Below are 20,985 nucleotides of genomic sequence, written 5' to 3' on the forward strand. Positions count from 1 at the left end.
CACTCAGCCTTTCAGGCACTTCAGCTCGCTGAAGTCGCGGCGTACCTGGCCCAGGCGGTTGTCCAGGTGCTCGCGCTGTTCGGCGCTGCTCTGGGCCATCAGGTCCACCAGCAGGCTGCGCAACTGCGCTTCGGTGTTCTGGAAGGCGGCGCGTTATTCCGTTGTCCAGAACTGTTCGCGGTCCTTGAGCAACTGGCCCAGGCGCGGTTCGAAGCCGGGACTCTGCCGCTCATCCATCAGGGCGCTGAACTGCGCCTGCCAATGGGCGCGGTTGGCGATCCACTGGTGGTTCTGCTCGCCCAGCCCCGCCGACCAGGCGGCTACCCGCTGGCGTTGTTCAGGACTCAGGCCGCCGAACCAGGGCGACAGGCGTTTTTCCATGCGCTCGCTGCGTTGCTCGATCTGTCTGGCCAGCGGTGTCTGCACGTATTTGGCCTGGCGCTCGCGAATGTCGTCGGCGAAGTTCTGGCGCATTTCCCGTACCTGCTCGTCGCTCATGCCGCGCAGCAACTGCGCTGCCGACGGCGTGATCTGCTCGGCAACCTGGGCCACGGCCTGGCGCGCCTGCTCGGTGCGTTCTTCCAGTCCCTGCTCGGTGACGGTGTTGCTGGCGACCATCTGTCGGACGCCGTCGAGCCAGTCCAGATAGCCCGGCAACTGCGTCTTGCAGTGCCAGGCCAGTTGTTGCTTGAGGCGGTCGTTGAGCCAGTTCTTCTGCTGGCGGTTCATCGCCAGGTAGTCATTCAGCGACCAGGGCACCAGCACGTCGAGGTTGCGGTAGGCCAGATCCAGGCGGGTGCACGACAGCAGCGCGAGGCACGACAGGAGCAGCAGAACAGGGCGCAGGCAGCGGAGTAGACGAGCGGACATGGGGCGAGTCCCTTCGGTTGTCATCCTTACTGGTTATAGAACAGGCAGGGCAGACCCGGTTCAACCGAATGTCCGTTGTGGCGAACGGCGCCTATCTGTCGGGCGATACTGGCCGTTCGGGTGTAGAATGCGCGGCTCGCAGCGAGGATTTTCGGACATGGCTTTAGTTGGGCGTTACAACACTTTGCAGGTGGTCAAGCACACGGACTTCGGTCTGTACCTGGATGGCGGCGCGGATGGCGAGATTCTCCTGCCCAACCGCTACATCCCCAAGGACACCCCCACCGAGGTCGACGAGTGGCTGAACGTCTTCGTCTATCTGGACAGCGAAGACAAGCTCATCGCCACCACGGAAAAGACCAAGGTCCAGGTCGGCGAGTTCGCCAGCCTCAAGGTCGTGGAGATCAACAGCATCGGCATCTTCCTCGACTGGGGCCTGCCCAAGGACCTGCTGATGCCGTACTCCGAGGAAAAGCGCCAGATGCGGGCTGGCGAGTACTGCGTGGTGCACGTCTACCTCGACCGCCGCACCCGTCGCATCACCGCCACCGCCAAGCTGGACCGCTACCTGGACAAGACCCCGGCCAGCTATCGGGTTGGCCAGCAGGTGGACCTGCTGGTGGTCGAGCAGAGCCCGATGGGCTTCAAGGCCATCATCAACAACAAGCACTGGGGCCTGATCCACAAGAACGAAGTGTTCAAGTTCCTGCGTTCGGGCAAGCAGGAGAAGGGTTACATCAAGGAAATCCGCGAAGACGGCAAGATCGCCCTGAGCCTGCAGCCGGTGGGCCAGGATGCCGCGGTGGGCCTGCACGAGCAGATCCTGGAAAAGCTCAAGGCCGCCGATGGCGTGCTGCCGCTGAGCGACAAGAGCGACCCGCAGGTGATCAGCGACATGTTCGGGGTGAGCAAGGGCAACTTCAAGAAGGCCATCGGCGCCTTGTACAAGAGCGGTCAGATCGTGATCCACGACAACCGCATCGAACTGGCCTGATCAGCGCTGGCGGAAACCGGAGAAGTCCAGGTTTTCGCCGCCTGGGCGCAGGTCGCGCAGCAGCGAGTCGCGGTCGGCGGACAGGGCGATGCTGATGGTGGAGCGGCGTTTGCCGGCGTTGCGCACTTCCAGTTCCTTCAGATGGTTGCTGAAGAAGCGCGCCGGCACTTTCAGGTGCTGCAGTTTGTCGCCTTCCGGGGTGTGCAGCAGCAGATTGACCCAGCCGGCACCGTTGCGCAGCCAGGCCACCGGTACATCGAACCACCACAGGCTGCGCTTGCCGTCGAGCACGGCGAACAGGGTGTTGTCGCTGTTCAGCACGGGGATCCCCAGCGCCTCGTTGCGGCGGGCGATGGCGGTGGCTTTGTCGAGTTTCATGCGCGGTTCCTACGGGTGACGCTGGAGAGGGGCGGCTATTGTGCTGGCAATGGTCTGAAACATAAAGCTGCCTGTTCTCCAACCGTCCGGCAAAAAAAATGAAACTCTCCGCTTCGCTCGCCACTCAACCACCATGTCAATTCTGACGTTCCCTTTGCAGGAGAAATCCCATGAGCGGCACTAAAGACAAAGTCAAAGGCATGGCCAACGAAGCGGTCGGCAACATCAAGCAAGGCGTCGGCAAGGCGACTGATAACGACCGCCTGCGCGCCGAGGGCAAGGCCCAGGAGCTGAAAGGCGAGGCCCAGCAAACTGTGGGCAAGGTCAAGGATGCCGTGAAGAAGCCTTGATCGGCGTACCTGCCGGATGACGGCCATCTTCGGATGGCCGTTTTTTTGTCCGGGGAAAGGGAATCGCGACCTTGTCGCCGGGGTCTATTAGACTGTTTTGTAACTTTTCCCACTTCGACCCGGGAATAAGCTTCGGGCAGCGAAAGGAGACGCCATGATTGTTCCCCATCTGCGTGGTACGCCACTTCACCGTGTGCTGGTGCGCACCGTCAGTGAATTTCTCGACGACGAGATGTCCACCTACGCCTCGGCGCTGGCTTACCAGATGCTCTTCTCGCTGTTCCCCTTCCTGTTGTTCCTGATCGCCCTGATCGGTTTCCTGCACCTACCGGACTTTTTCTCCTGGTTGCGCCTGCAGTCGGAACTGGTGCTGCCGCCCCAGGCGCTGGAGCAGGTGAATCCGGTGATCGACCAGTTGCAGCAGTCCAAGGGTGGTTTGCTGTCGGTGGGTATCGTCATCGCGCTGTGGACCGCCTCGGCCGGTGTGCGTCTGATGATGAGCGCGATGAACGCCGCCTACGACGTGCCCGAGGGGCGTCCTGTGTGGAAGCGCATTCCACTGTCGATCTTCTACACCATTGGCATCGCCGGCATGTTGCTGGCCGCCGCGGCGCTGATGGTGCTCGGCCCGCAGGTGATGAGCTGGGTCGCGTCCCAGGTGGGCATGGAAGAGATCATCGTCACCGTCTGGACCGTATTGCGCTGGCCCGCCATCGTCATCCTGATGATGGTAGCGGTGGCGCTGATCTATTACGTGATGCCGGACGTGAAGCAGGAATTCCGCTTCATCACCCCCGGTTCGGTGCTGGCGGTGGTGGTGTGGATCATTGCCTCGCTGGGCTTTGGCTATTACGTGAAGACCTTCGCCGATTACAACGCCATGTACGGCAGCATCGGCGCGATCATCGTGCTGCTGCTGTATTTCTATATTTCCGCCGCGGTGCTGCTGCTGGGCGCGGAAATGAATGCAGTGATCGAGCACATGTCCGACGAAGGCAAGAATCCCGGGGAAAAAGAAGCCGGGGAAAACGCCGGCGAGCATGATAAAAAGCAGGTTTCCGGGTTGGGGCGCGATCACGCCCTGGCTCACGAGACAGAACCTGCCAATCGAGCCTCCCATGATTCGTGAAATCCTGAAAATGGGCGATGAGCGTCTGCTGCGCATCGCCCCGCCGGTACCGCCGGAACTGTTCGGCAGTGCCGAGCTGGCGCAATTGATCGAGGACATGTTCGACACCATGCGCCATGTCGGCGGGGTGGGGCTGGCGGCGCCGCAGATCGGCGTCGACCTGCAACTGGTGATCTTCGGCTTCGAGCGCAGCGAGCGCTATCCGGACGCCGAACCGGTGCCGCAGACCATTCTGCTCAATCCCGTCATCACGCCCGCAGGCACCGAACTGGAAGAGGGCTGGGAAGGCTGCCTGTCGGTGCCTGGCCTGCGCGGGGTAGTCAGCCGCTACAAAAGCATCTACTACGAGGGCGTCGATCCGGATGGCCGGCCGATCCAGCGTACTGCCGACGGCTTTCATGCCCGGGTGGTGCAGCACGAGTGCGATCACCTGATCGGTCGCCTGTATCCGTCGCGCATCCACGATTTCAGCCGCTTCGGCTACACCGAGGTGCTGTTCCCTGGCCTGGATCCCGCCAGCGACGATTGATTTCTCGCCATCGCCAGCAACGGCTTGCTGCGTCGGTAGCGGGCCAGACGGTCGCTCAAGGTGGCCGGCAGGGCTTCGTCGATGGCGAAGCCCAGACGCTCGTAGAATCCCTGCAGATCCGGATGACAGAACAGCCAGATGACGCCGTCGGCAGTCTGGCAGGCCTGTTCGATCAGTTGCCGCGCCACCTGGCGATTGCGCCAGGACGGCGCTACCAGAAGACCTGTCAGCCAGTGGCCGCCAGGCACCGGCGTGAGATTCAGCGCCGCGACGATTTCCCCTGCACGGGCCACCCAGGCAGTGCCGCCTTCGCCGGCACGCATGGCCGAGCCATTGGCCTTGTAGAATTTGTTCAGCAATGGCCGCTCGGTGGCGGTCAGCGGATTGATGCAGATCGAAGCAGCGTTGGGCACTTGGCGATGGCTCTGGGGCGGGCTTTTGCGACTGGCGGACAGATCAGCGGCAGGTAAGGATCTGAGGTTATTGTTGCGAAAACGGTAACAGTGAATGTCAGGCTTCGCGATTCAACGAAGTTAGCAGATCAGTAAACTGAGCGCATCCCCAGTGAACAAAACTCTACCGGGATCGGTACTTCGTGTTATGTCCTGTGATTGATATAACAACTTCTCCGCGCCACCTCGGCATATGAAGTCAATCTGTTGGTTCGATTGCTTTAAAGGCCCTATATCATGAAAGCATTAATTGCACTGGCTCTGGTTGCCGTTTCTTCGTTCGCCCTTGCCGACCAGGCCGCCGACGCTGCAAAGCCTGCAGTTGAGCAGTACAGCTATGGCACCACGCTGGATATCGCCAAGGTCATCAGCCTGTCGAAAGTTGCCAATGTCTGTGAAGTCGTGCCGGCCACCATGGTCTATGAAGATCATCAAGGCCAGCGTCATACGGTTGAATACCGTGTGATGGGTGATGGTTGCAGCCAAGGCTGAAAGTTGTAATCGTTCATTCAAAGCCCCCTGGTAAATGGGGGCTTTTTATTGCCTGGAATTTATAGCGTGGCTGGACGGGAGAAGTCGGGATTGTTAATCCTCGGTTGATAGTTCATCCAGTACTGTCGCCACCCGTTCCAGCGCCTGTTTCAGTTCGGCGCGGCTGCGGGCAGCGGTGAGGCTCACGCGGATCGCCGGCAACTGGCCCTGCTTGACCGCGAACACCTGTGCCGGCACCACTTCCACGCCCTTGTCCCGGCAGGCCGCCGCCAGTTCGTCGCCGGGGCGTGGGCCGTTGATCCAGATATGCGGCGAGGGCCTGTCCTGATGAGACAGCGCGGGGCCCAGCAGCTTGCTCGCCAGGCGCCAGCGCTGGGTGACTTCCTCGCGTTGCCAGGCCAGCCTGCGCGCCGCAGTGCCGTCGTCGATCCAGCGGCAGGCGATATCCAGGATCAGCGGGGCGATGGGCCAATGGGTGGCCTGGGCATACGGATCGATGCGGCTCAGCAGACCTGCCTCGCCAGCGATCCAGCCCAGGCGCAGGCCGGCGCAGACGGTCTTCGACAGGCTGCTCACCAGCAGGCCGCGGTGCCCCAGCAGCGGCAGCAGGGGCGGCTGATCGCCGAGGGCGCCGTAGACATCGTCTTCCACCACCAGCAGGTCCAGCCGTTCCACCACTGCGGCGATCTCGCGCCGGCGTCGCTCGCCCATGCAGGCGCCGGTGGGGTTGTGCAGTGCCGGGGTCAGCACCAGCACCCGGGCGCCGCAGGCTCGGGCTACGCGGTCGAGGTCGTCGGGCAGGATGCCTTCGTGGTCCAGGGCGATGCCGTGCAGCGGCAGGCGCAATTGCCTGCAAGCCGCCTTGATGCCGGGAGCGGTCAGGGCCTCCACCATCACGGCCTCGCCTGGCTGGCACAGCGACAACAGCACGCTGAACAGGCCCTGCTGGGCACCGCCGCAGAGCAGTACCTGCGCCGCAGTCAATTGCAGGCCGCGACGGGACAACCAATGGGCGCCGTGGGCACGCCCCTGCAGCAGCTGTTCGGCGCCGAGGTAATGCTCCAGTACATGGGCCGGATCCTGCAGCCGCTCGCGCAGGCTGTGCTCCAGGTCGCGGTTGGTGTCGTCCACGACCGGCACGTTGGTGGACAGGTCGATGCGAGCGCCCTGGTCCCGTTGCTTGAGGCGAAACAGCGTGGCCTCCTTGCTGCCGGCCAGCACGTAGGTGCCGCGGCCGACCTCGCCGGACACCAGGTGCCGGGCGGCGGCTTCGCGGTAGGCCTGTTGCGTGGTGCTCGGATTGAGGCCCAGGTTCCAGGCCAGGCGGCGCTGTGGAGGCAGGCGTTCGCCCACCTTCAGCTCGCCACTTTCGATGGCCCGGGCGATGGCATCGACCAGGGCGAGGTAGCGCGGTTGTCCATCGTCGGCGAGGGTGGGCGTCCACATTTTATTGTCGGCCATGCAATTTATGATTTGGCCCATACAATGCGTGGCGAATAGGATCGGGTCAAATTCCCTGACCCGAGGTGTTCCATGTTCGATCTGCCTGCTCTGCGCGATGCCGCCCGCCTGGTCCGTGCCCAGGTCCCCGCGACCCCGCAATATGCCTGGCCGCGCCTGGCCGAGCGGCTGGGCTGCGAGGTGTGGGTCAAGCATGAGAACCATGCCCCGACCGGTGCATTCAAGGTGCGCGGCGGCTTGCTCTATGTACAGTCGCTGGCGGGCCGCACCCCGGCGGTGCGTGGTCTGGTCACGGCCACCCGTGGCAACCATGGCCAGAGCCTGGCGCTGGCGGCACGCAATGCTGGCCTGCCGATCATCATCGTGGTGCCGCAAGGCAACTCCCGAGAGAAGAACGCGGCCATGCGCGCGTTGGGCGCCGAGCTGGTGGAGCATGGCAGCGACTTCGACCAGGCCCGAGGCGAGGCGGCACGGCTGGCGCAGTTGCATGGCTACGAGAGCGTGCCGGCGTTCCATCCCGAGCTGATCCGTGGCGTGGCCACCTACGCGCTGGAGCTGTTCGAGGCGGTGTCGGCGCTGGATGCGGTGTATGTGCCGATCGGCATGGGCTCGGGTATCTGCGGTCTGATCCGCACCCGCGACCTGCTCGGGTTGAGCACCGAGATCATCGGGGTGGTATCGAGCGAGGCCGATGCCTTCGCCCGGAGCGTGGAGCAGGGCCGTATCGTCACCACCGAGACCGCCGACACCTTCGCCGACGGCATGGCCTGCCGCATGCCGCTGCCGGAAGCCTTCGAGATCATTCGCGAGGGCGCGGCGCGCATCGTGCGGGTCACCGACGATGAGATCGCCCAGGCGATGCGCATCTACCACGAAGACACTCACAACACTGCCGAAGGTGCCGGTGCGGCGGGGCTGGCGGCGCTGTGTCAGGAACGCGAACGGCAGCGTGGGCGCAAAGTGGCGGTGGTGCTGAGCGGCGCGAACGTGGACCGGGAGCGGTATGCGCAGGTGCTGGCAGGGGCTGAAATAGCCTGAGCGGGTCGCCATGGACAACGGGCTCAGCGCCCGGCATGAGGAGAGGCCGCGCGGGTGTGGATCGCGCAATTTCTTCCAATACATTCCCCCGATCATCCGTTTTAATGCCGGCTGCCTTTTCTCGTAGCCGGTAGTGGATCGTTCATGCCTTTTTCAAATGGATTTCTTCTGAGTCTGTCGCTGTGCCTGGATATCGGCGTGGCCAATATCGCCATGATCACCCTGGCCATGCAGCGAGGTTTCATGCAGGGCATGTGGCTGGGGTTGGGGACGTGCATCGGTGACCTGCTCTACGCCCTGGCGGCCTTGGCGGGCATGACCGTACTGCTGCAATTCAGCGCCGTGCGCTGGGTGCTGTGGATCGGCGGTTCGCTGCTGCTGGTGTGGTTCGCGGTGAAGATGTTGCTGGCGGCCCTTCGTGGCGACGCGCATCTGGACACCGACGTGAAGGTGGTGCGCGAGTCGCCCTGGCGGGAATTCCTGCGCGGCATTTTCCTGGCGATGTCTTCGCCCAGTGCGATCCTCTGGTTCGCGGCGGTGGGGGGCGTGCTGATTTCCCGTTCCGGGGCTGGCGGGCCAGTGGAGGCGGGGCTGTTCCTCGGTGGGTTCTTCAGCGCTGGCGTGCTGTGGTGCATGGCCGTGTGCGGGGTGGCCAGCCATGGCGGGCGCTTGCTGGGTGATCGGCTGCTGACCTGGTCGTACCTGGCCTCGGCAGGGATCTTCTGCTACTTCGCGGTCTACGTGATTGTGTCCGGCTATCGCGAGTTCATCCTCGCCCCGGCCCTCTGAACGCCTGCCAGTAGGTATTCGGCGTCACCCCCATGACCCGGCGAAACGCGTTGATGAAGTGGCTCTGGTCGTAGAAGCCCAGGGCACCGGCCACCTCGCCGGGATGAATGCCGCGACGCAGGCGCTGTCGGGCTTCGCTCAGGCGCACTTGCATGTGGTACTGCAGCGGCGTCAGTCCGGTGGCCTTCTTGAAGCAGCGCACGAAATGGTACTTGCTCAGGCCCGCCACCGCCGCGAGGTCGTCCAGGGCCAGTTTGCCGTGCGGGGTGTCGCGCATGAACTGCATCGTCAGGCGCAGTGCACCGGCTTGCTCCACGGCCGCGCCGGCGGGTTGCTCCAGCAACTGGCTGAACAGGGCCAGCAGGGCTTCTTCCTGATGCGCCGGTTGCGCGGGATCGGCGAGGGCAAAACCGACGATGGCACGGTAAAGCCCCGGGTGCTGCAGTACCCCCTGTTCGAAGCGCGGGCAGCCATCAAATTGTTTCAAGTTGTTATCCGAAGACACCTGCCGCAGGGCCTCCGGAGCCAGGTGAAGGCTGATGTATTCCACGCCCTGGGGAGCGAATTCGGATGCCTGGACGGCCAGCGGGTTGTACAGGGTGACAGCACCGGCAGGCACCTCCAGGCTGCGGCCGTCCAGCCAGATGCGCTCATGGCCATGCAGGTTCGCGCCCAGCACGAACTCGTCATGGGTGTGCCGGTCGAAACTGGCTGCGTTGGCCCTGACCCAGGACGACTCCACAAGACCGTAGGCCTGGAGCGGCTGGCTGACTAATCCCATTTGGCAGGTTTCCCGAAGAACGCAAGCCAGATACGCTAGCGCAATGATGGCAAGCGCGGCAACGGCAAGCGCCGATCGCCGTGGGATCCTTGAAACAGATCTAGCGAGGCATGGATATGTCGCCCCTTACGGAAGCCGGGTTCGCTCCCGTCAGAATCGAGACTGGTCGCTCGTTCACCATCGCCGGGTTCGGCGAGCGCTTCACCCAGCAAACCAACGGCAGAATTCCCGCACTGTGGCAGCGATTCGCCAGTCACGTCGGCAATGTGCCGGGACAGATCGATAACGATACCTACGGCGTTTGCTGCGAGTTCGATGGCCGGGGCGGATTCCTCTATATCGCCGGAGTGGAAGTACGCAGTACCAGTGTGCTGCCCTCCTACTACACCGTCCAGACGCTGATGCCGCAGCGCTATGCGGTGTTCGAACACCGGGGCAAAGTCAGCGGCCTGGGCCATACCTTCGAAAAAATCTGGAAGCACTGGTTGCCGAAGTCAGGCGAGCGGGCCGCCGATGCGCCGGAGTTCGAGCGCTATGGCCGCGAATTCGATCCGCATACCGCCAGTGGTCTGGTGGAAATCTGGATTCCACTGGAATCCTGAATTTTTTCCCGCCGCTGTCGATTCATCGAGCCTCCGTTCGACCAGTGTGGAAGGCGCCGCAATTGTCCGGCGCCGCACTGAAGCTTCTTCGGAGGACGTACCGATGAACACCGCAGCCGAAACCGAAATCCGTCAACTCATCGAGCGCTGGATCGACGCTGTGCGCGACCGCGACATCGAGCGCATCGTCGCCCCCTATGCCGATGACATCGTCGCCTTCGATGCCATCAAGGCGCTGCAATTCAAAGGCAAGGCCGCCTACAGCGAGCACTGGAAGATGTGCATGGGCTTCTGTACCGGGCCCATGGTGTTCGAGGTGGCGCAACTGACCGTGCACGCCGATGGCGACCTGGCGCTCGCCCACTGGCTCAACCGCTGCGGCCCGGCTGACGACGAAAGCCAGTGTGGCTACATGCGGGCCACGGTCGGCTATCGCCGTAGCGGCGGGCAATGGCAGGTGATCCACGAGCACTGGTCGGCGCCGTTCGACATGGAAACCCAGAAAGCCATTTTCAGTCTGCAACCCTGACCCTGCGTCGGAGAGCGCCATGAAATACCTGTGCCTGGTCTACTGTGATGAAACCCTGTTGCATGGCCTGCCCGAGAGCCCCGAGGACGCCGAATGCCTGGCGTATGCCAGCTCGATCCACGACAGCGGACGAATGCTCGCCGCCGAGGCGCTCAAGCCGGTACAGACCGCCACCACGGTGCGCGTGCGCAGCGGCCGGGTCAGCCTGACCGACGGCCCGTTCGCCGAAACCAAGGAGCAACTGGCCGGCTTTTACCTGGTCGATGCCCGTGACCTCAACGAGGCGTTGAACATCGCCAGGGGCATTCCGGCGGCGCGGGTCGGCAGCGTCGAGGTGCGGCCGGTGCGCGAGTTGCAACCCTGACAACCGAGGAGAACAACAATGAGCCCTCTGCAAACGGGCCAGGGAGCGGTGCCGCATGAACTGTCGATCAGCCGCCTGATCGATGCGCCACGGACCCGGGTGTTTCGCGCCTGGACCGATCCGCACCTGCTGGCCCGTTGGTGGGGCCCCGAGGGCATGACCACGCCGTTGTGTGAAATGCAGTTGTGGGTCGGCGGCCTGTTCCGCACCGTCCTGCGTGCTGCCGACGGCAGCGAGTACCCGAACCAGGGCGTTTTCCTCGATATCGTCGCGCCGGAGCGGATCGTCTTCACCGACGCGTTCGGCCCAGGCTGGGTGCCGTCGAACAAGGCTTTCATGACCGCCGTGGTGACCCTTGACGACCTCCAGGGCAAAACGCTCTACACCGCCCGCGCCTGGCACTGGAGCGCCGGCGACCGACAGGCCCATGAAGCGATGGGTTTCCACCGCGGCTGGGGCGAAAGCCTCGACCGCCTGGTGGCTCTGGTCAGCGGCCCGCTGGACGACTGATGACGGTGGCCGAGGACGTCCGGGTACGGGTCGAGGCGGTGTATCGCGACGAGTCGCGGCGTATCCTCGCCACGCTGATCCGTCTGCTGGGCGATTTCGATCTCGCCGAAGAGGCCATGCACGAGGCCTTCTATATCGCCGTGGAGCGCTGGCAGCGCGACGGCATTCCCGCCAGTCCCAGAGCCTGGCTGGTATCCACCGGGCGTTTCAAGGCCATCGACGGGCTGCGCCGCCGGGCCCGTTTCGAGCGTTCCCCGGCGTTGCTGCGTGAAGCCCTGGAGCGTCTGGAGGCCGAGGACGTGAACGAGGAAGAGCTGGAGGACGACCGGCTGCGGTTGATCTTTACCTGCTGCCATCCGGCGCTGGCCGCGGATGCCCAGGTGCCGCTGACGCTGCGGGAAGTCTGCGGCCTCACTACCGAAGAAATCGCCCGGGCCTTTCTGCTGGCGCCGGCGACCATTGCCCAGCGCATCGTTCGGGCCAAGGCCAAGATCCGCGAGGCCGGCATTCCCTATCAGGTGCCGTCGCTGGACGAATTGCCCGAGCGCCTCGACAGCGTCTTGCGGGTCATTTACCTGGTGTTCAACGAAGGCTACAGCGCCTCGTCCGGGGCCAGCGTGGTACGCGACGAATTATGCGCCGAGGCCATTCGCCTGGCGCGCCTGCTGCGCCAGTTGTTGCCGGACCCGGAAGTGCTCGGCCTTTTGGCCCTGATGCTGTTGCAGGCCTCGCGCTCGCGGGCGCGCAGCGTGGAGGAGGGCGAGTTGGTGCTGCTGGACGAGCAGGACCGTTCGCTGTGGGACCAGGCGCTGATCGTCGAGGGTTGCGGGCTGGTGCAGCAGGCCCTGCGCAGCCGTCGTTTCGGCCTCTACAGTCTGCAGGCCGCGATCGCTGCGGTGCATGCCGAGGCTGCCAGTGCGCAGGATACCGACTGGGCGCAGATCGTCGGTCTGTATGACGTGCTGCTGCGCGGTTGGCCATCGCCGGTGATCGAGCTCAACCGTGCGGCGGCGCTGGCCCGGCGAGATGGTGCGTCGATCGGGCTGGAAGCCGTCGAAGCGATTCTCGAGCGGGGGGAGTTGCGGGACTATCAGCCGGCCCATTGCGCGCGGGCCGAGTTGTGCCGGCAGTTGGGGCGCCACGCACAGGCCACGGACGCCTACCGCACGGCCCTGGACCTGACCCGCCAGGAGCCCGAGCGACGCTTCATCGAACGTCGCCTGCGGGCGATGCGAGACCTCAGCCAACCGTGATCGGAGGCGGGCTGACCAGATCGACGGTCTGCTGTTTGCGCGGGGCGAGGATCTCGGCTTCGCCATCCACGACCAGTTCTTCGTTCTGGTTGAACACGCGGGTGGCGATGCGCACGCGGAATTTCGGCAGTTTTTCGAGGATTTCCAGGCGTACGGTCAGGGTGTCGCCAATCTTCACGGGCTTCTGGAAGCTCATCTGCTGGCCCAGGTAGATGGTGCCGGGGCCTGGCAGTTCGCAGGCGACGGCGGCGCTGATCAGGGCGCCGCTGAACATGCCGTGGGCGATGCGCTCCTTGAACATGCTCTTGGCGGCGAACTCGGCGTCCAGGTGCACGGGGTTGTGGTCACCCGACATGGCGGCGAACAGCTGGATATCGCGTTCTTCGACGGTCTTGCTGAAGCTGGCTTTCTGGCCGACTTCGAGGGCTTCGTAAGGGGTGTTGGTGACCTGGGTCATGCAGACAGATTCCTTCAAGTCTCGATGGAGGCGCCAAGTATCACTCGCTGCGGGCGGGCCGGCCAAGGGCCAGGGTCTGCTCCAGCCAGTCGATCAGATACGCGGTGACTTCATCGCGGTTGGTTTCGTTGAGCAGTTCGTGGCGGGCCTGTGGGTAAAGCCGCAGTTGCACGTTCCGGTTCCCGGACAGCCGCAGGGCGCCGGTCAGATCCTTCAGACGCTTGCCGGCACTGACCGGATCACATTCTCCGCCCATCACCAGGATCGGCAGGTTCGGATCGATCTGCGCCAGGTTGGCCGGGCGACTGATCTGTTCAAGGCCGGTGAGCAGGTCGATCCACAGCCGGTTGCAGCAACGGAAGCCGCACAGCGGGTCGGCCACGTACTTGTCCACTTCGGCGGGATCGCGGCTGAGCCAGTCGAAGGCCGTGCGGGTCGGCTTGAAGGCCTTGTTGAACGAGCCGAACGACAGCCACTCGATCAGTGCGCTGCGCCCGTCGGGGCCCTGGCGCCAGCTTTCCAGGCGGGCGATCTGTCGTGCCGCACGGTACAGCGCCGGAGGCTGGAAATTCGAACCGCTGAGCACCGCACCCTGGAGGCTGGCGCTGTGGTGCAGCAGGTAGGCCTGTGCGATGTAGCTGCCCATACTGTGGCCGAGCAGGAAAACCGGAGTGCCCGGGTGTTGCTGGCCGATGTGCTGGTTGAGCAGTCCCAGGTCATTGACCACGGTGTTCCAGCCATCGTCCCGGGCGAACAGGCCTAGGGTGCCCAGCTCAGCGGTGCGCCCATGGCCGCGCTGGTCGTGGGCGTAAAGGGCGAATCCGGCACCGGCGAGCGCTTCGCCCAGGCGCTGGTAGCGTCCGGCGTGCTCGGCCATGCCGTGGGCCAGCAGCACCACGGCGCGCACGGGCGTGGCGGGCAGCCAGTGGTGGACATACAGGCTGCAGTGATTGCTGGCCGGCAGCCAGAAGGCGTCGTAGCGCATGTCGGAGTTCCCTGTGGGTCGCGCGGTTGCAGCTACTGTATAGCCTATAGCCAGCGCCCGGATCGAGCCACGCGGGGCGGGGTGATTCACACGGTCAATGACGGTCCTTGGCGTATTTGCCACCTGTGGCATAGCTGCTAACGTCGGCAGAATGCCGTTTTGCAAGCAGGCAATCCGGCCCCGCCAAAGGCTCAGGAACGAGGACAATAATAAATGCACGCCGATTTCTGGAACGACAAGCGCCCCGCGGGCGTCCCCTCGCAGATCGACATGAGCACCTACAAATCGGTGATCGAAGTGTTCGAGCGATCCTGCAAGAAGTTCGCCGACCGGCCGGCCTTCACCAACCTGGGCGTGACCCTCACCTACGCTGAACTGGACCGCTATTCCGCGGCCTTCGCCGCCTGGCTCCAGCAATACACCGATCTCAAACCGGGCGATCGCATCGCCGTGCAGATGCCCAACGTCCTGCAATACCCCATTGCCGTGTTCGGCGCGCTGCGCGCCGGGCTGATCGTGGTCAACACCAACCCGCTGTACACTGCCCGGGAAATGCGCCACCAGTTCAAGGACTCCGGCGCGCGTGCACTGGTCTACCTGAACATGTTCGGCAAGCTGGTGCAGGAAGTGCTGCCCGATACCGGCATCGAGGTGCTGATCGAGGCAAAGATGGGCGACATGCTGCCCACAGCCAAGGGCTGGCTGGTCAATACCGTGGTGGCCAAGGTGAAGAAGATGGTCCCCGACTATCACTTGCCCCAGGCATTGCCGTTCAAGCAGGTGCTGCGCCAGGGCAAGGGCCATGCGCTGAAGCCCGTGCAGTCGAGTCACGACGACATCGCTGTGCTGCAGTACACCGGCGGCACCACGGGCGTCGCCAAGGGCGCGATGCTCACCCACGGCAACCTGGTGGCGAACATGCTGCAGGTGCTGGCGTGCTTCTCGCAGATCGGCCCGGACGGGCAGAAACTGCTCAAGGACGGCCAGGAGGTGATGATCGCGCCGCTGCCGCTGTACCACATCTATGCCTTTACCGCGAACTGCATGTGCATGATGGTCACCGGTAACCACAACGTGCTGATCACCAACCCGCGGGACATTCCCGGCTTCGTCAAGGAACTGAAGAAGTGGCGGTTCTCGGCGCTGCTGGGGCTCAACACCCTGTTCGTCGCGCTGATGGACAACCCCGGTTTCAAGGACCTGGACTTCTCCGCGCTGAAAGTCACCAACTCCGGTGGCACGGCCTTGGTCAAGGCCACCGCCGAGCGCTGGGAGCAGATCACCGGCTGTCGTATCGTCGAAGGCTATGGCCTCACCGAAACCTCGCCGGTAGCCAGCACCAACCCCTACGGCCAGTTGGCCCGGCTGGGCACGGTAGGCATTCCGGTGGCGGGCACCGGTTTCAAGGTCACCGACGATGACGGCAACGAAATGCCTTTGGGCGAGCGTGGCGAGTTGTGCATCAAGGGCCCGCAAGTGATGAAAGGCTACTGGAACCGCCCTGAGGCCACTGCCGAAGCCTTCGATGCCGAGGGCTGGTTCAAGACTGGCGATATCGCGGTGATCGACCCCGACGGCTTCACCCGCATCGTCGACCGCAAGAAAGACATGATCATCGTCTCCGGCTTCAACGTGTACCCGAACGAAATCGAGGATGTGGTAATGGCTCACCCGAAGGTCGCCAGTTGCGCGGCCATCGGCGTGCCGGACGAACGTTCCGGCGAGGCGGTGAAACTGTTCGTGGTGGCGCGGGAGGGCGGCGTCAGCCTGGAAGAACTGAAGGCCTACTGCAAAGCCAACTTCACCGGCTACAAAGTACCCAAGCACATCGTCCTGCGTGATTCATTGCCGATGACGCCGGTGGGCAAGATCTTGCGTCGCGAGTTGCGTGAGCCGGCTTGAGCAGCTACAAGCTGTAAGCCACAAGCTGCAAGTTAGAGCGGTTGTGCGGCTCTTCTTGCAGCTTGCAGCTTATAGCTTTCAGCTCCGGTTAGACTCTTTACTCTAAAAATGACCATCGATTTACATTTAGTCACTTTTGTGACCAGTCGGGCTGCTTTTGCTCTAGGCGACCCCTGGTAAAGCTGCTACTCTCGGCGCGCTTCCGATCAATCGGTTTGCAATAAACCGACATCAAATATCAATAATAATCGCATCGACGCGGTGAAGAATTCGCTGTTGCTGGAGGAGTGGGCTTCCATGATCGAAAACTTTTGGAAGGATAAGTACCCAGCCGGGATTGCCTCGCAAATCAATCCTGATGAGTATCCGAATATCCAGGCGGTATTGAAGCAGTCCTGCCAGCGTTTCGCCGATAAACCGGCATTCAGCAACCTGGGCAAGACCCTGACTTATGGCGAGCTGTACGAGTTGTCCGGTGCCTTTGCTGCCTACCTGCAGCAACACACCGACCTGCAACCCGGAGATCGCATCGCCGTTCAACTGCCGAACGTTCTGCAATATCCCGTCGCGGTCTTCGGCGCCATGCGTGCCGGCCTGATCGTGGTCAATACCAACCCGCTCTACACCGCGCGGGAAATGGAACATCAATTCAACGACTCCGGTGCCAAGGCGCTGGTGTGCCTGGCGAACATGGCGCATCTGGCCGAGAAGGTCGTACCGAAGACGTCCGTCAAGCACATCGTGGTCACCGAAGTCGCCGACTTGCTGCCGCCGGTCAAGCGCCTGCTGGTCAACAGCGTCATCAAGTACGTGAAGAAGATGGTGCCGGCCTACCACCTGCCAACCGCGGTGAAGTTCAACGACGCCCTGGCCAGGGGCCGCGGCAAGCCGGTCAAGGAAGCCTCGCCGTCCCATGACGACGTTGCCGTGCTGCAATACACCGGCGGTACCACCGGCGTTGCCAAGGGCGCCATGCTGACCCACCGCAACCTGGTGGCCAACATGCTGCAGTGCAAGGCGCTGATGGGTTCCAACCTCAACGAAGGCTGCGAGATCCTCATCACCCCGCTGCCGCTCTATCACATCTACGCCTTCACCTTCCATTGCATGGCGATGATGCTGATCGGCAACCACAACATCCTGATCAGCAACCCGCGCGACCTGCCGGCGATGGTCAAGGAACTGTCGAAGTGGAAGTTCAGCGGCTTCGTCGGCCTCAACACCCTGTTCGTTGCCCTGTGCAACAACGAAGACTTCCGTCGCCTGGACTTCTCGGCCCTGAAAGTCACCCTGTCTGGCGGCATGGCGCTGCAGATGTCGGTGGCCGAGCGCTGGAAGGACGTTACCGGCTGCGCCATCTGCGAAGGCTATGGCATGACCGAGACCAGCCCGGTGGCCTCGGTGAATCCGGCGCAGAACATCCAGGTCGGAACCATCGGCATTCCGGTGCCCTCGACCCTGTGCCGGGTGATCGACGACGCCGGCAATGAACTGCCGCTGGGTGAAGTCGGCGAGCTGTGCGTCAAGGGCCCGCAGGTGATGAAAGGCTACTGGCAGCGTCCAGACGCCACCGCCGAGATCCTCGACGCCGAGGGCTGGCTGAAGACCGGCGACATCGCGGTGATCCAGCCTGACGGTTACATGCGCATCGTCGACCGCAAGAAGGACATGATCCTGGTGTCCGGCTTCAACGTGTACCCCAACGAACTGGAAGACGTGCTGGCGACCCTGCCGGGCGTGCTGCAGTGTGCGGCGATTGGCGTACCGGACGAGAAATCGGGCGAGGTCATCAAGGTATTCATCGTCGCCCGGCCGGGCGTGACCCTGACCCGCGAACAGGTGATGGAGCACATGCGGGCCAACGTCACCGGCTACAAGGTGCCGCGTTTCGTCGAGTTCCGTGATGCGCTGCCGACCACCAACGTCGGCAAGATCCTGCGGCGCGAGCTGCGGGATGAGGAGTTGAAGAAGCAGGGCCTCAAGAAGATCGCCTGAGTCTTTTCGGGCCCTATCGCTGGCTTGCCAGCGATAGGGCCCGGAAGATCAGCGCAGCTTTTCAAGCATCTGGTAGTACCACATCCCCGCCGCCAACAGCGGATTCCCCAGCACATCGCCCAGCGGCACGCGCACATGCGAGCAGCCGGCGAAGGTGTCGAATTTCTCCAGTGTCCCCGTGATCGCCTCGGCCATGATCTCGCCCATGATGTGGCTGCTGGCCACGCCATGTCCCGAATAGCCCTGGCAATACCAGACGTTGTCCGAGAGCTTGCCCAGTTGCGGGATGCGGTTGACCACGATGCCCATGGCGCAACTCCACTGGAACTCGATGTCCACGCCCTTGAGGGCCGGGAAGGTGCGCTCGATGCACGGACGCAGCTCTCCGGCGATATCCCGCGAGTCACGCCCGGAATAATTGGCGCCACCGCCGAACAGCAGGCGGCCGTCGGCGGTCATGCGGTAGTAGTCGAGGACGAAGCGGCAGTCGTACACCGCCAGGTCATGGGGGTTGAGTTGCTTCGCCAGGTCGCCCAGCGGCGCGGTGGTGACGATGCCGCCCATGGCCGGGAAGATCTTGCCCTTGAGCTGGCCCGGTTCGAGCTTGTGGTAGACGTCGCCGGCCAGCATCACCTGTTTCGCGTTGACCCGGCCCTGGGCGGTGATCACTGCCGGTCTGTCGCCGTGGACAATCTCCAGCACTTCCGAGTTCTCGAAGATCAGCGCACCCAGGCTGTGGGCGGCGCGAGCTTCGCCCAGGCACAGGTTGAGCGGATGCAGGTGCAGGTTGCGCAGGTTCTTCAGCGCGCCGAGGTACAGCGGCGAATCGAGGTTCTGGCGGATGCCCTCGCGGTCCAGCAACTGCACCTGATCGCCCATGCCGCGACGCTCGGCTTCTTCGGCGAAGGCGCGCAGTTCGGTCAGGTGCGACGGCTTCATCGCCGCATGCAGGTGGCCATGCTTGAGGTCGCAGTCGATGCCATAGCGCTGCACCCGCTGCTCGATGATCTGGTGACCGCGAAAGCGCAGGTGCCAGATGAAGTCATCGACGTCATCGCCGAGCCTGGCGCGCATCTGCTTGCGCATGGCCTCGTCGCCGGACAGGCTGCCAGTCACCTGGCCGCCGTTGCGCCCGCTGGCGCCCCAGCCGATGCGGTTGGTTTCGACGATGGCGACTTTCAGGCCGCGCTCGGCCAGCTCCACGGCGCTGGCGACACCGGTGAAGCCTCCGCCGATGATCGCCACATCCACCTCGACCATACCCTGCAGGGTCGGATACTGGGTGTGATCGTTGATACTGGCGTTGTAGTAGGAAGGCGCACGCTGGGCGCTGCGCGGGTTCAGGGCTGCATTCATGATTCGGTTCCCGGACGGAAAAAAGGAAAAAGGGTCAGGCCTGGGTCAGGTACCAGCGCCAGTCCTGTTCGCCGACTTCGGCCATGAACTGACGGTATTCGGCACGCTTGACCGCCAGGTACACGCCGAGGAACTCGGCGCCCAGGGTGTCGCGGGCCCAGGCCGAGCGCTCCAGGGCGGTGAGCGAACTCAGCCAGTCGGTGGGCAGCAGTTCGGTGGCCTGGGCGTAGCCGTTGCCTTGCACCGGAGCACCGGGGTCGAGCTGCTGGCGCAGGCCGTGGTGCACGGCGCCGAGCAGGGCGGCAGCGGCAAGGTAGGGGTTGGCATCGGCGCCGCAGATGCGGTGTTCGATATGCCGGGTAGGGGCCGGGCCGCCGGGCACGCGCAAGCTCACGGTGCGGTTGTCGACCCCCCAGGTTGGCGCCAGCGGCGCGTAGCTGTTGGCCTGGAAGCGTCGGTAGGAGTTGGCGTTGGGGCAGAACAGCAGCAGCGAGTCGAGCAGGGCGTCGAGCATGCCCCCCACCGCCTGGCGCAATAGCGGCGTACCGGCCGGGTCTTCGCTGGCGAACAGGTTGTTGCCGTCGGCGTCGGCCAGGCTGACATGCAGGTGCATGCCGGTGCCGGCCAGGTGATCGAACGGCTTGGCCATGAAGCACGCTTGCATGCCGTGCTTGTGCGCCACACCCTTGACGATGCGCTTGTAGCGTACGGCCTGGTCCATCGCCAACAGGGCGTCGCCGTGCTCCAGGGTGATCTCTACCTGGCCGGGGGCGTACTCGGAGATCGCCGTGCGGGCGGGAATGCCCTGGGCCTTGCACGCGGCATAGAGATCGGCGAGGAAAGGCTCGATCTGTTCCAGTTCACGCAGGCCATAGACCTGCGTGCTTCGCGGTCGTCCGCCGTCGGCGTCCAGTGCCGGTTGCGGGCGGCCTTCGTGATCGCGCTTCTGGTCGAGCAGGTAGAACTCCAGTTCGCAGGCCATGACCGGATGGAAGCCATCGGCCTTGAGCGCGTCGATCACCCGCACCAGCACATGGCGCGGGTCGGCGACGGCGGCCGGCATACCCTCGCCGGGGTGCATGCTGACCTGCACGGCGGCGGTGGGAATCTGCCGCCAGGGCAGGCGCACCAGGCTGTTTTCCAGCGGATAGGCGCGGCAGTCGATATCGCCCACGTCCCACACCAGTCCGGAATTCTCCACGTCTTCGCCCTGCAGGGTCAGGCCCAGGATCGTGCTGGGCAGCGGCCGCCCGCTTTCGTAGACCGCCAGCAGTTCATCGCGGTGCAGCAGCTTGCCGCGAGGCACGCCGTTGGCGTCGAGGATGAACAGCTCGAACAGGTCGATATCGGGATTGGCGGCCAGGAAATCCCGGGCCTGTTGTACATGGGCAAACTGCATGGGTGCTCTCGCTTGCGCCATGGCGGCGCACAGGACCGTCCGCGCGGGTGCGGGCGGTCATCGACAGAAAGGCCGGCGCGCACGGGCGCAGCCAGTGGTATCGGTCAGCAGAGCGTGGTGTCTGGTGGGCGGGCGTGGCGGCAATGCCACAGCGCCCAGAAGGCGAGGATCACATGGACCAGCGGGTTTTCGCCACGGCGGGCCCGCACCTTCGGGAACGAAGGGGCTGGGGAGAGGCGAGGCACACCGCTGGGGGAAGTCATGCCCCGGATACTCCCACGACGGTGAAGGTTCATTAAATTGGCGTTTATATACCTTCAGTCAAGCCGTGGCTAAACAATCGGCCATGGCCCATGAGCCGTGCCGAGGC

The 20,985-nt window shown here is 63.8% G+C and carries 23 protein-coding genes and 1 pseudogene; 14 read left to right on the top strand and 10 right to left on the bottom strand.

From position 1 onward, the window contains the following. Positions 1-3: 3 nt before the first annotated feature. Positions 4-870, bottom strand: a pseudogene (locus AC05QJ_RS09490) (DUF6279 family lipoprotein). A gap of 157 nt (positions 871-1,027) precedes the next feature. Between AC05QJ_RS09490 and AC05QJ_RS09495 the strand changes: the two are divergent. Continuing rightward, a complete protein-coding gene (locus AC05QJ_RS09495; protein WP_476746614.1) occupies positions 1,028-1,864 on the top strand; it encodes a CvfB family protein in 837 nt (278 codons plus the stop codon). On the opposite strand, the gene AC05QJ_RS09500 is transcribed toward AC05QJ_RS09495, so the two are convergent. Next, positions 1,865-2,242 carry a hypothetical protein gene (locus tag AC05QJ_RS09500; RefSeq protein ID WP_476746615.1) on the bottom strand — a complete coding sequence of 126 codons (378 nt, stop codon included), beginning with the start codon at positions 2,240-2,242 and terminating at the stop codon, positions 1,865-1,867. 170 nt (positions 2,243-2,412) lie between these two features. On the opposite strand from AC05QJ_RS09500, the gene AC05QJ_RS09505 reads away from it, so the two are divergent. The 3 genes from AC05QJ_RS09505 to def all read left to right on the top strand — a co-directional run bounded on the left by AC05QJ_RS09505 (position 2,413) and on the right by def (position 4,250). Next, positions 2,413-2,592 (top strand): CsbD family protein, encoded by a 180-nt coding sequence (locus AC05QJ_RS09505; protein ID WP_009405214.1) that lies wholly within the window; start codon positions 2,413-2,415, stop codon positions 2,590-2,592. Between the two features lie 154 nt (positions 2,593-2,746). Beyond that, positions 2,747-3,721: a YihY/virulence factor BrkB family protein gene (locus AC05QJ_RS09510; protein ID WP_476746616.1), complete on the top strand. Its 975-nt coding sequence runs from the start codon at positions 2,747-2,749 to the stop codon at positions 3,719-3,721. Continuing rightward, positions 3,711-4,250, top strand: a complete 540-nt coding sequence (def, locus tag AC05QJ_RS09515; RefSeq protein ID WP_476746617.1) for a peptide deformylase — start codon at positions 3,711-3,713, stop codon at positions 4,248-4,250. The genes AC05QJ_RS09510 and def overlap by 11 nt, the downstream gene beginning before the upstream one ends. Here def and AC05QJ_RS09520 read toward each other — a convergent pair. Next, positions 4,202-4,663 carry a GNAT family N-acetyltransferase gene (locus AC05QJ_RS09520; RefSeq protein WP_476746618.1) on the bottom strand — a complete coding sequence of 154 codons (462 nt, stop codon included), beginning with the start codon at positions 4,661-4,663 and terminating at the stop codon, positions 4,202-4,204. The two genes, def and AC05QJ_RS09520, sit on opposite strands and share 49 nt — an antisense overlap. A 276-nt stretch (positions 4,664-4,939) precedes the next feature. On the opposite strand from AC05QJ_RS09520, the gene AC05QJ_RS09525 reads away from it, so the two are divergent. Further along, positions 4,940-5,194 carry a DUF2790 domain-containing protein gene (locus tag AC05QJ_RS09525; protein WP_476746619.1) on the top strand — a complete coding sequence of 85 codons (255 nt, stop codon included), beginning with the start codon at positions 4,940-4,942 and terminating at the stop codon, positions 5,192-5,194. A gap of 93 nt (positions 5,195-5,287) precedes the next feature. Here the strand turns inward: AC05QJ_RS09525 and AC05QJ_RS09530 are convergent, their stop codons facing one another. Then, positions 5,288-6,640, bottom strand: a complete 1,353-nt coding sequence (locus AC05QJ_RS09530; RefSeq protein WP_476747900.1) for an aminotransferase-like domain-containing protein — start codon at positions 6,638-6,640, stop codon at positions 5,288-5,290. 87 nt (positions 6,641-6,727) lie between these two features. Here AC05QJ_RS09530 and AC05QJ_RS09535 point away from each other — a divergent pair, with 87 nt between their 5' ends. Both AC05QJ_RS09535 and AC05QJ_RS09540 read left to right on the top strand, forming a co-directional pair. Continuing rightward, complete coding sequence (locus AC05QJ_RS09535; protein ID WP_476746620.1) at positions 6,728-7,693, top strand: threonine dehydratase; 966 nt, start codon at positions 6,728-6,730, stop codon at positions 7,691-7,693. Positions 7,694-7,837: 144 nt separating this feature from the next. Next, on the top strand, positions 7,838-8,482 hold the full coding sequence (locus tag AC05QJ_RS09540) for a LysE family translocator (protein ID WP_476746621.1): 645 nt from the start codon (positions 7,838-7,840) through the stop codon (positions 8,480-8,482). On the opposite strand, the gene AC05QJ_RS09545 is transcribed toward AC05QJ_RS09540, so the two are convergent. Next, entirely contained in the window at positions 8,460-9,263 is an 804-nt protein-coding gene (locus tag AC05QJ_RS09545; protein ID WP_476746622.1) for a helix-turn-helix transcriptional regulator, read from the bottom strand. The two genes, AC05QJ_RS09540 and AC05QJ_RS09545, sit on opposite strands and share 23 nt — an antisense overlap. Before the next feature lie 116 nt (positions 9,264-9,379). On the opposite strand from AC05QJ_RS09545, the gene AC05QJ_RS09550 reads away from it, so the two are divergent. From AC05QJ_RS09550 to AC05QJ_RS09570, 5 genes are all read left to right on the top strand, one after another. Then, complete coding sequence (locus tag AC05QJ_RS09550) at positions 9,380-9,865, top strand: GyrI-like domain-containing protein (RefSeq protein ID WP_476746624.1); 486 nt, start codon at positions 9,380-9,382, stop codon at positions 9,863-9,865. A 103-nt stretch (positions 9,866-9,968) separates the two neighbouring features. Continuing rightward, positions 9,969-10,394 (top strand): YybH family protein, encoded by a 426-nt coding sequence (locus AC05QJ_RS09555; protein WP_476746625.1) that lies wholly within the window; start codon positions 9,969-9,971, stop codon positions 10,392-10,394. 19 nt (positions 10,395-10,413) lie between these two features. Beyond that, positions 10,414-10,758 (top strand): YciI family protein, encoded by a 345-nt coding sequence (locus AC05QJ_RS09560; RefSeq protein WP_476746626.1) that lies wholly within the window; start codon positions 10,414-10,416, stop codon positions 10,756-10,758. Positions 10,759-10,776: 18 nt separating this feature from the next. Further along, positions 10,777-11,268 carry an SRPBCC family protein gene (locus AC05QJ_RS09565; protein ID WP_476746627.1) on the top strand — a complete coding sequence of 164 codons (492 nt, stop codon included), beginning with the start codon at positions 10,777-10,779 and terminating at the stop codon, positions 11,266-11,268. Next, a complete protein-coding gene (locus tag AC05QJ_RS09570; RefSeq protein ID WP_476746628.1) occupies positions 11,268-12,521 on the top strand; it encodes an RNA polymerase sigma factor in 1,254 nt (417 codons plus the stop codon). Before AC05QJ_RS09565 ends, AC05QJ_RS09570 begins: the two co-directional genes overlap by 1 nt. Here AC05QJ_RS09570 and AC05QJ_RS09575 read toward each other — a convergent pair. Then, positions 12,508-12,978 (bottom strand): MaoC family dehydratase, encoded by a 471-nt coding sequence (locus tag AC05QJ_RS09575; RefSeq protein ID WP_476746629.1) that lies wholly within the window; start codon positions 12,976-12,978, stop codon positions 12,508-12,510. The genes AC05QJ_RS09570 and AC05QJ_RS09575 overlap by 14 nt on opposite strands. Positions 12,979-13,018: 40 nt before the next feature. Then, positions 13,019-13,963, bottom strand: coding sequence for a lysophospholipase (locus AC05QJ_RS09580; protein ID WP_476746630.1), 945 nt, complete (start codon positions 13,961-13,963; stop codon positions 13,019-13,021). Positions 13,964-14,176: 213 nt separating this feature from the next. Between AC05QJ_RS09580 and fadD2 the strand changes: the two genes are divergently transcribed. After that, positions 14,177-15,865, top strand: coding sequence for a long-chain-fatty-acid--CoA ligase FadD2 (gene fadD2, locus AC05QJ_RS09585; RefSeq protein ID WP_476746631.1), 1,689 nt, complete (start codon positions 14,177-14,179; stop codon positions 15,863-15,865). Between the two features lie 297 nt (positions 15,866-16,162). Then, a complete protein-coding gene (gene fadD1, locus AC05QJ_RS09590; protein WP_476746632.1) occupies positions 16,163-17,860 on the top strand; it encodes a long-chain-fatty-acid--CoA ligase FadD1 in 1,698 nt (565 codons plus the stop codon). A gap of 48 nt (positions 17,861-17,908) precedes the next feature. On the opposite strand, the gene AC05QJ_RS09595 is transcribed toward fadD1, so the two are convergent. From AC05QJ_RS09595 to AC05QJ_RS09605, 3 genes are all read right to left on the bottom strand, one after another. Next, positions 17,909-19,216, bottom strand: a complete 1,308-nt coding sequence (locus AC05QJ_RS09595) for an NAD(P)/FAD-dependent oxidoreductase (protein ID WP_476746633.1) — start codon at positions 19,214-19,216, stop codon at positions 17,909-17,911. A gap of 34 nt (positions 19,217-19,250) precedes the next feature. After that, on the bottom strand, positions 19,251-20,615 hold the full coding sequence (locus AC05QJ_RS09600) for a glutamine synthetase family protein (RefSeq protein ID WP_476746634.1): 1,365 nt from the start codon (positions 20,613-20,615) through the stop codon (positions 19,251-19,253). 104 nt (positions 20,616-20,719) lie between these two features. Beyond that, the gene (locus AC05QJ_RS09605) at positions 20,720-20,878 is read right to left on the bottom strand and encodes a hypothetical protein (RefSeq protein WP_476746635.1); all 159 of its coding nucleotides are present in this window, start codon (positions 20,876-20,878) and stop codon (positions 20,720-20,722) included. Between the last annotated feature and the right edge of the window lie 107 nt (positions 20,879-20,985).

The organism is Pseudomonas sp. TUM25319, from assembly GCF_056388475.1.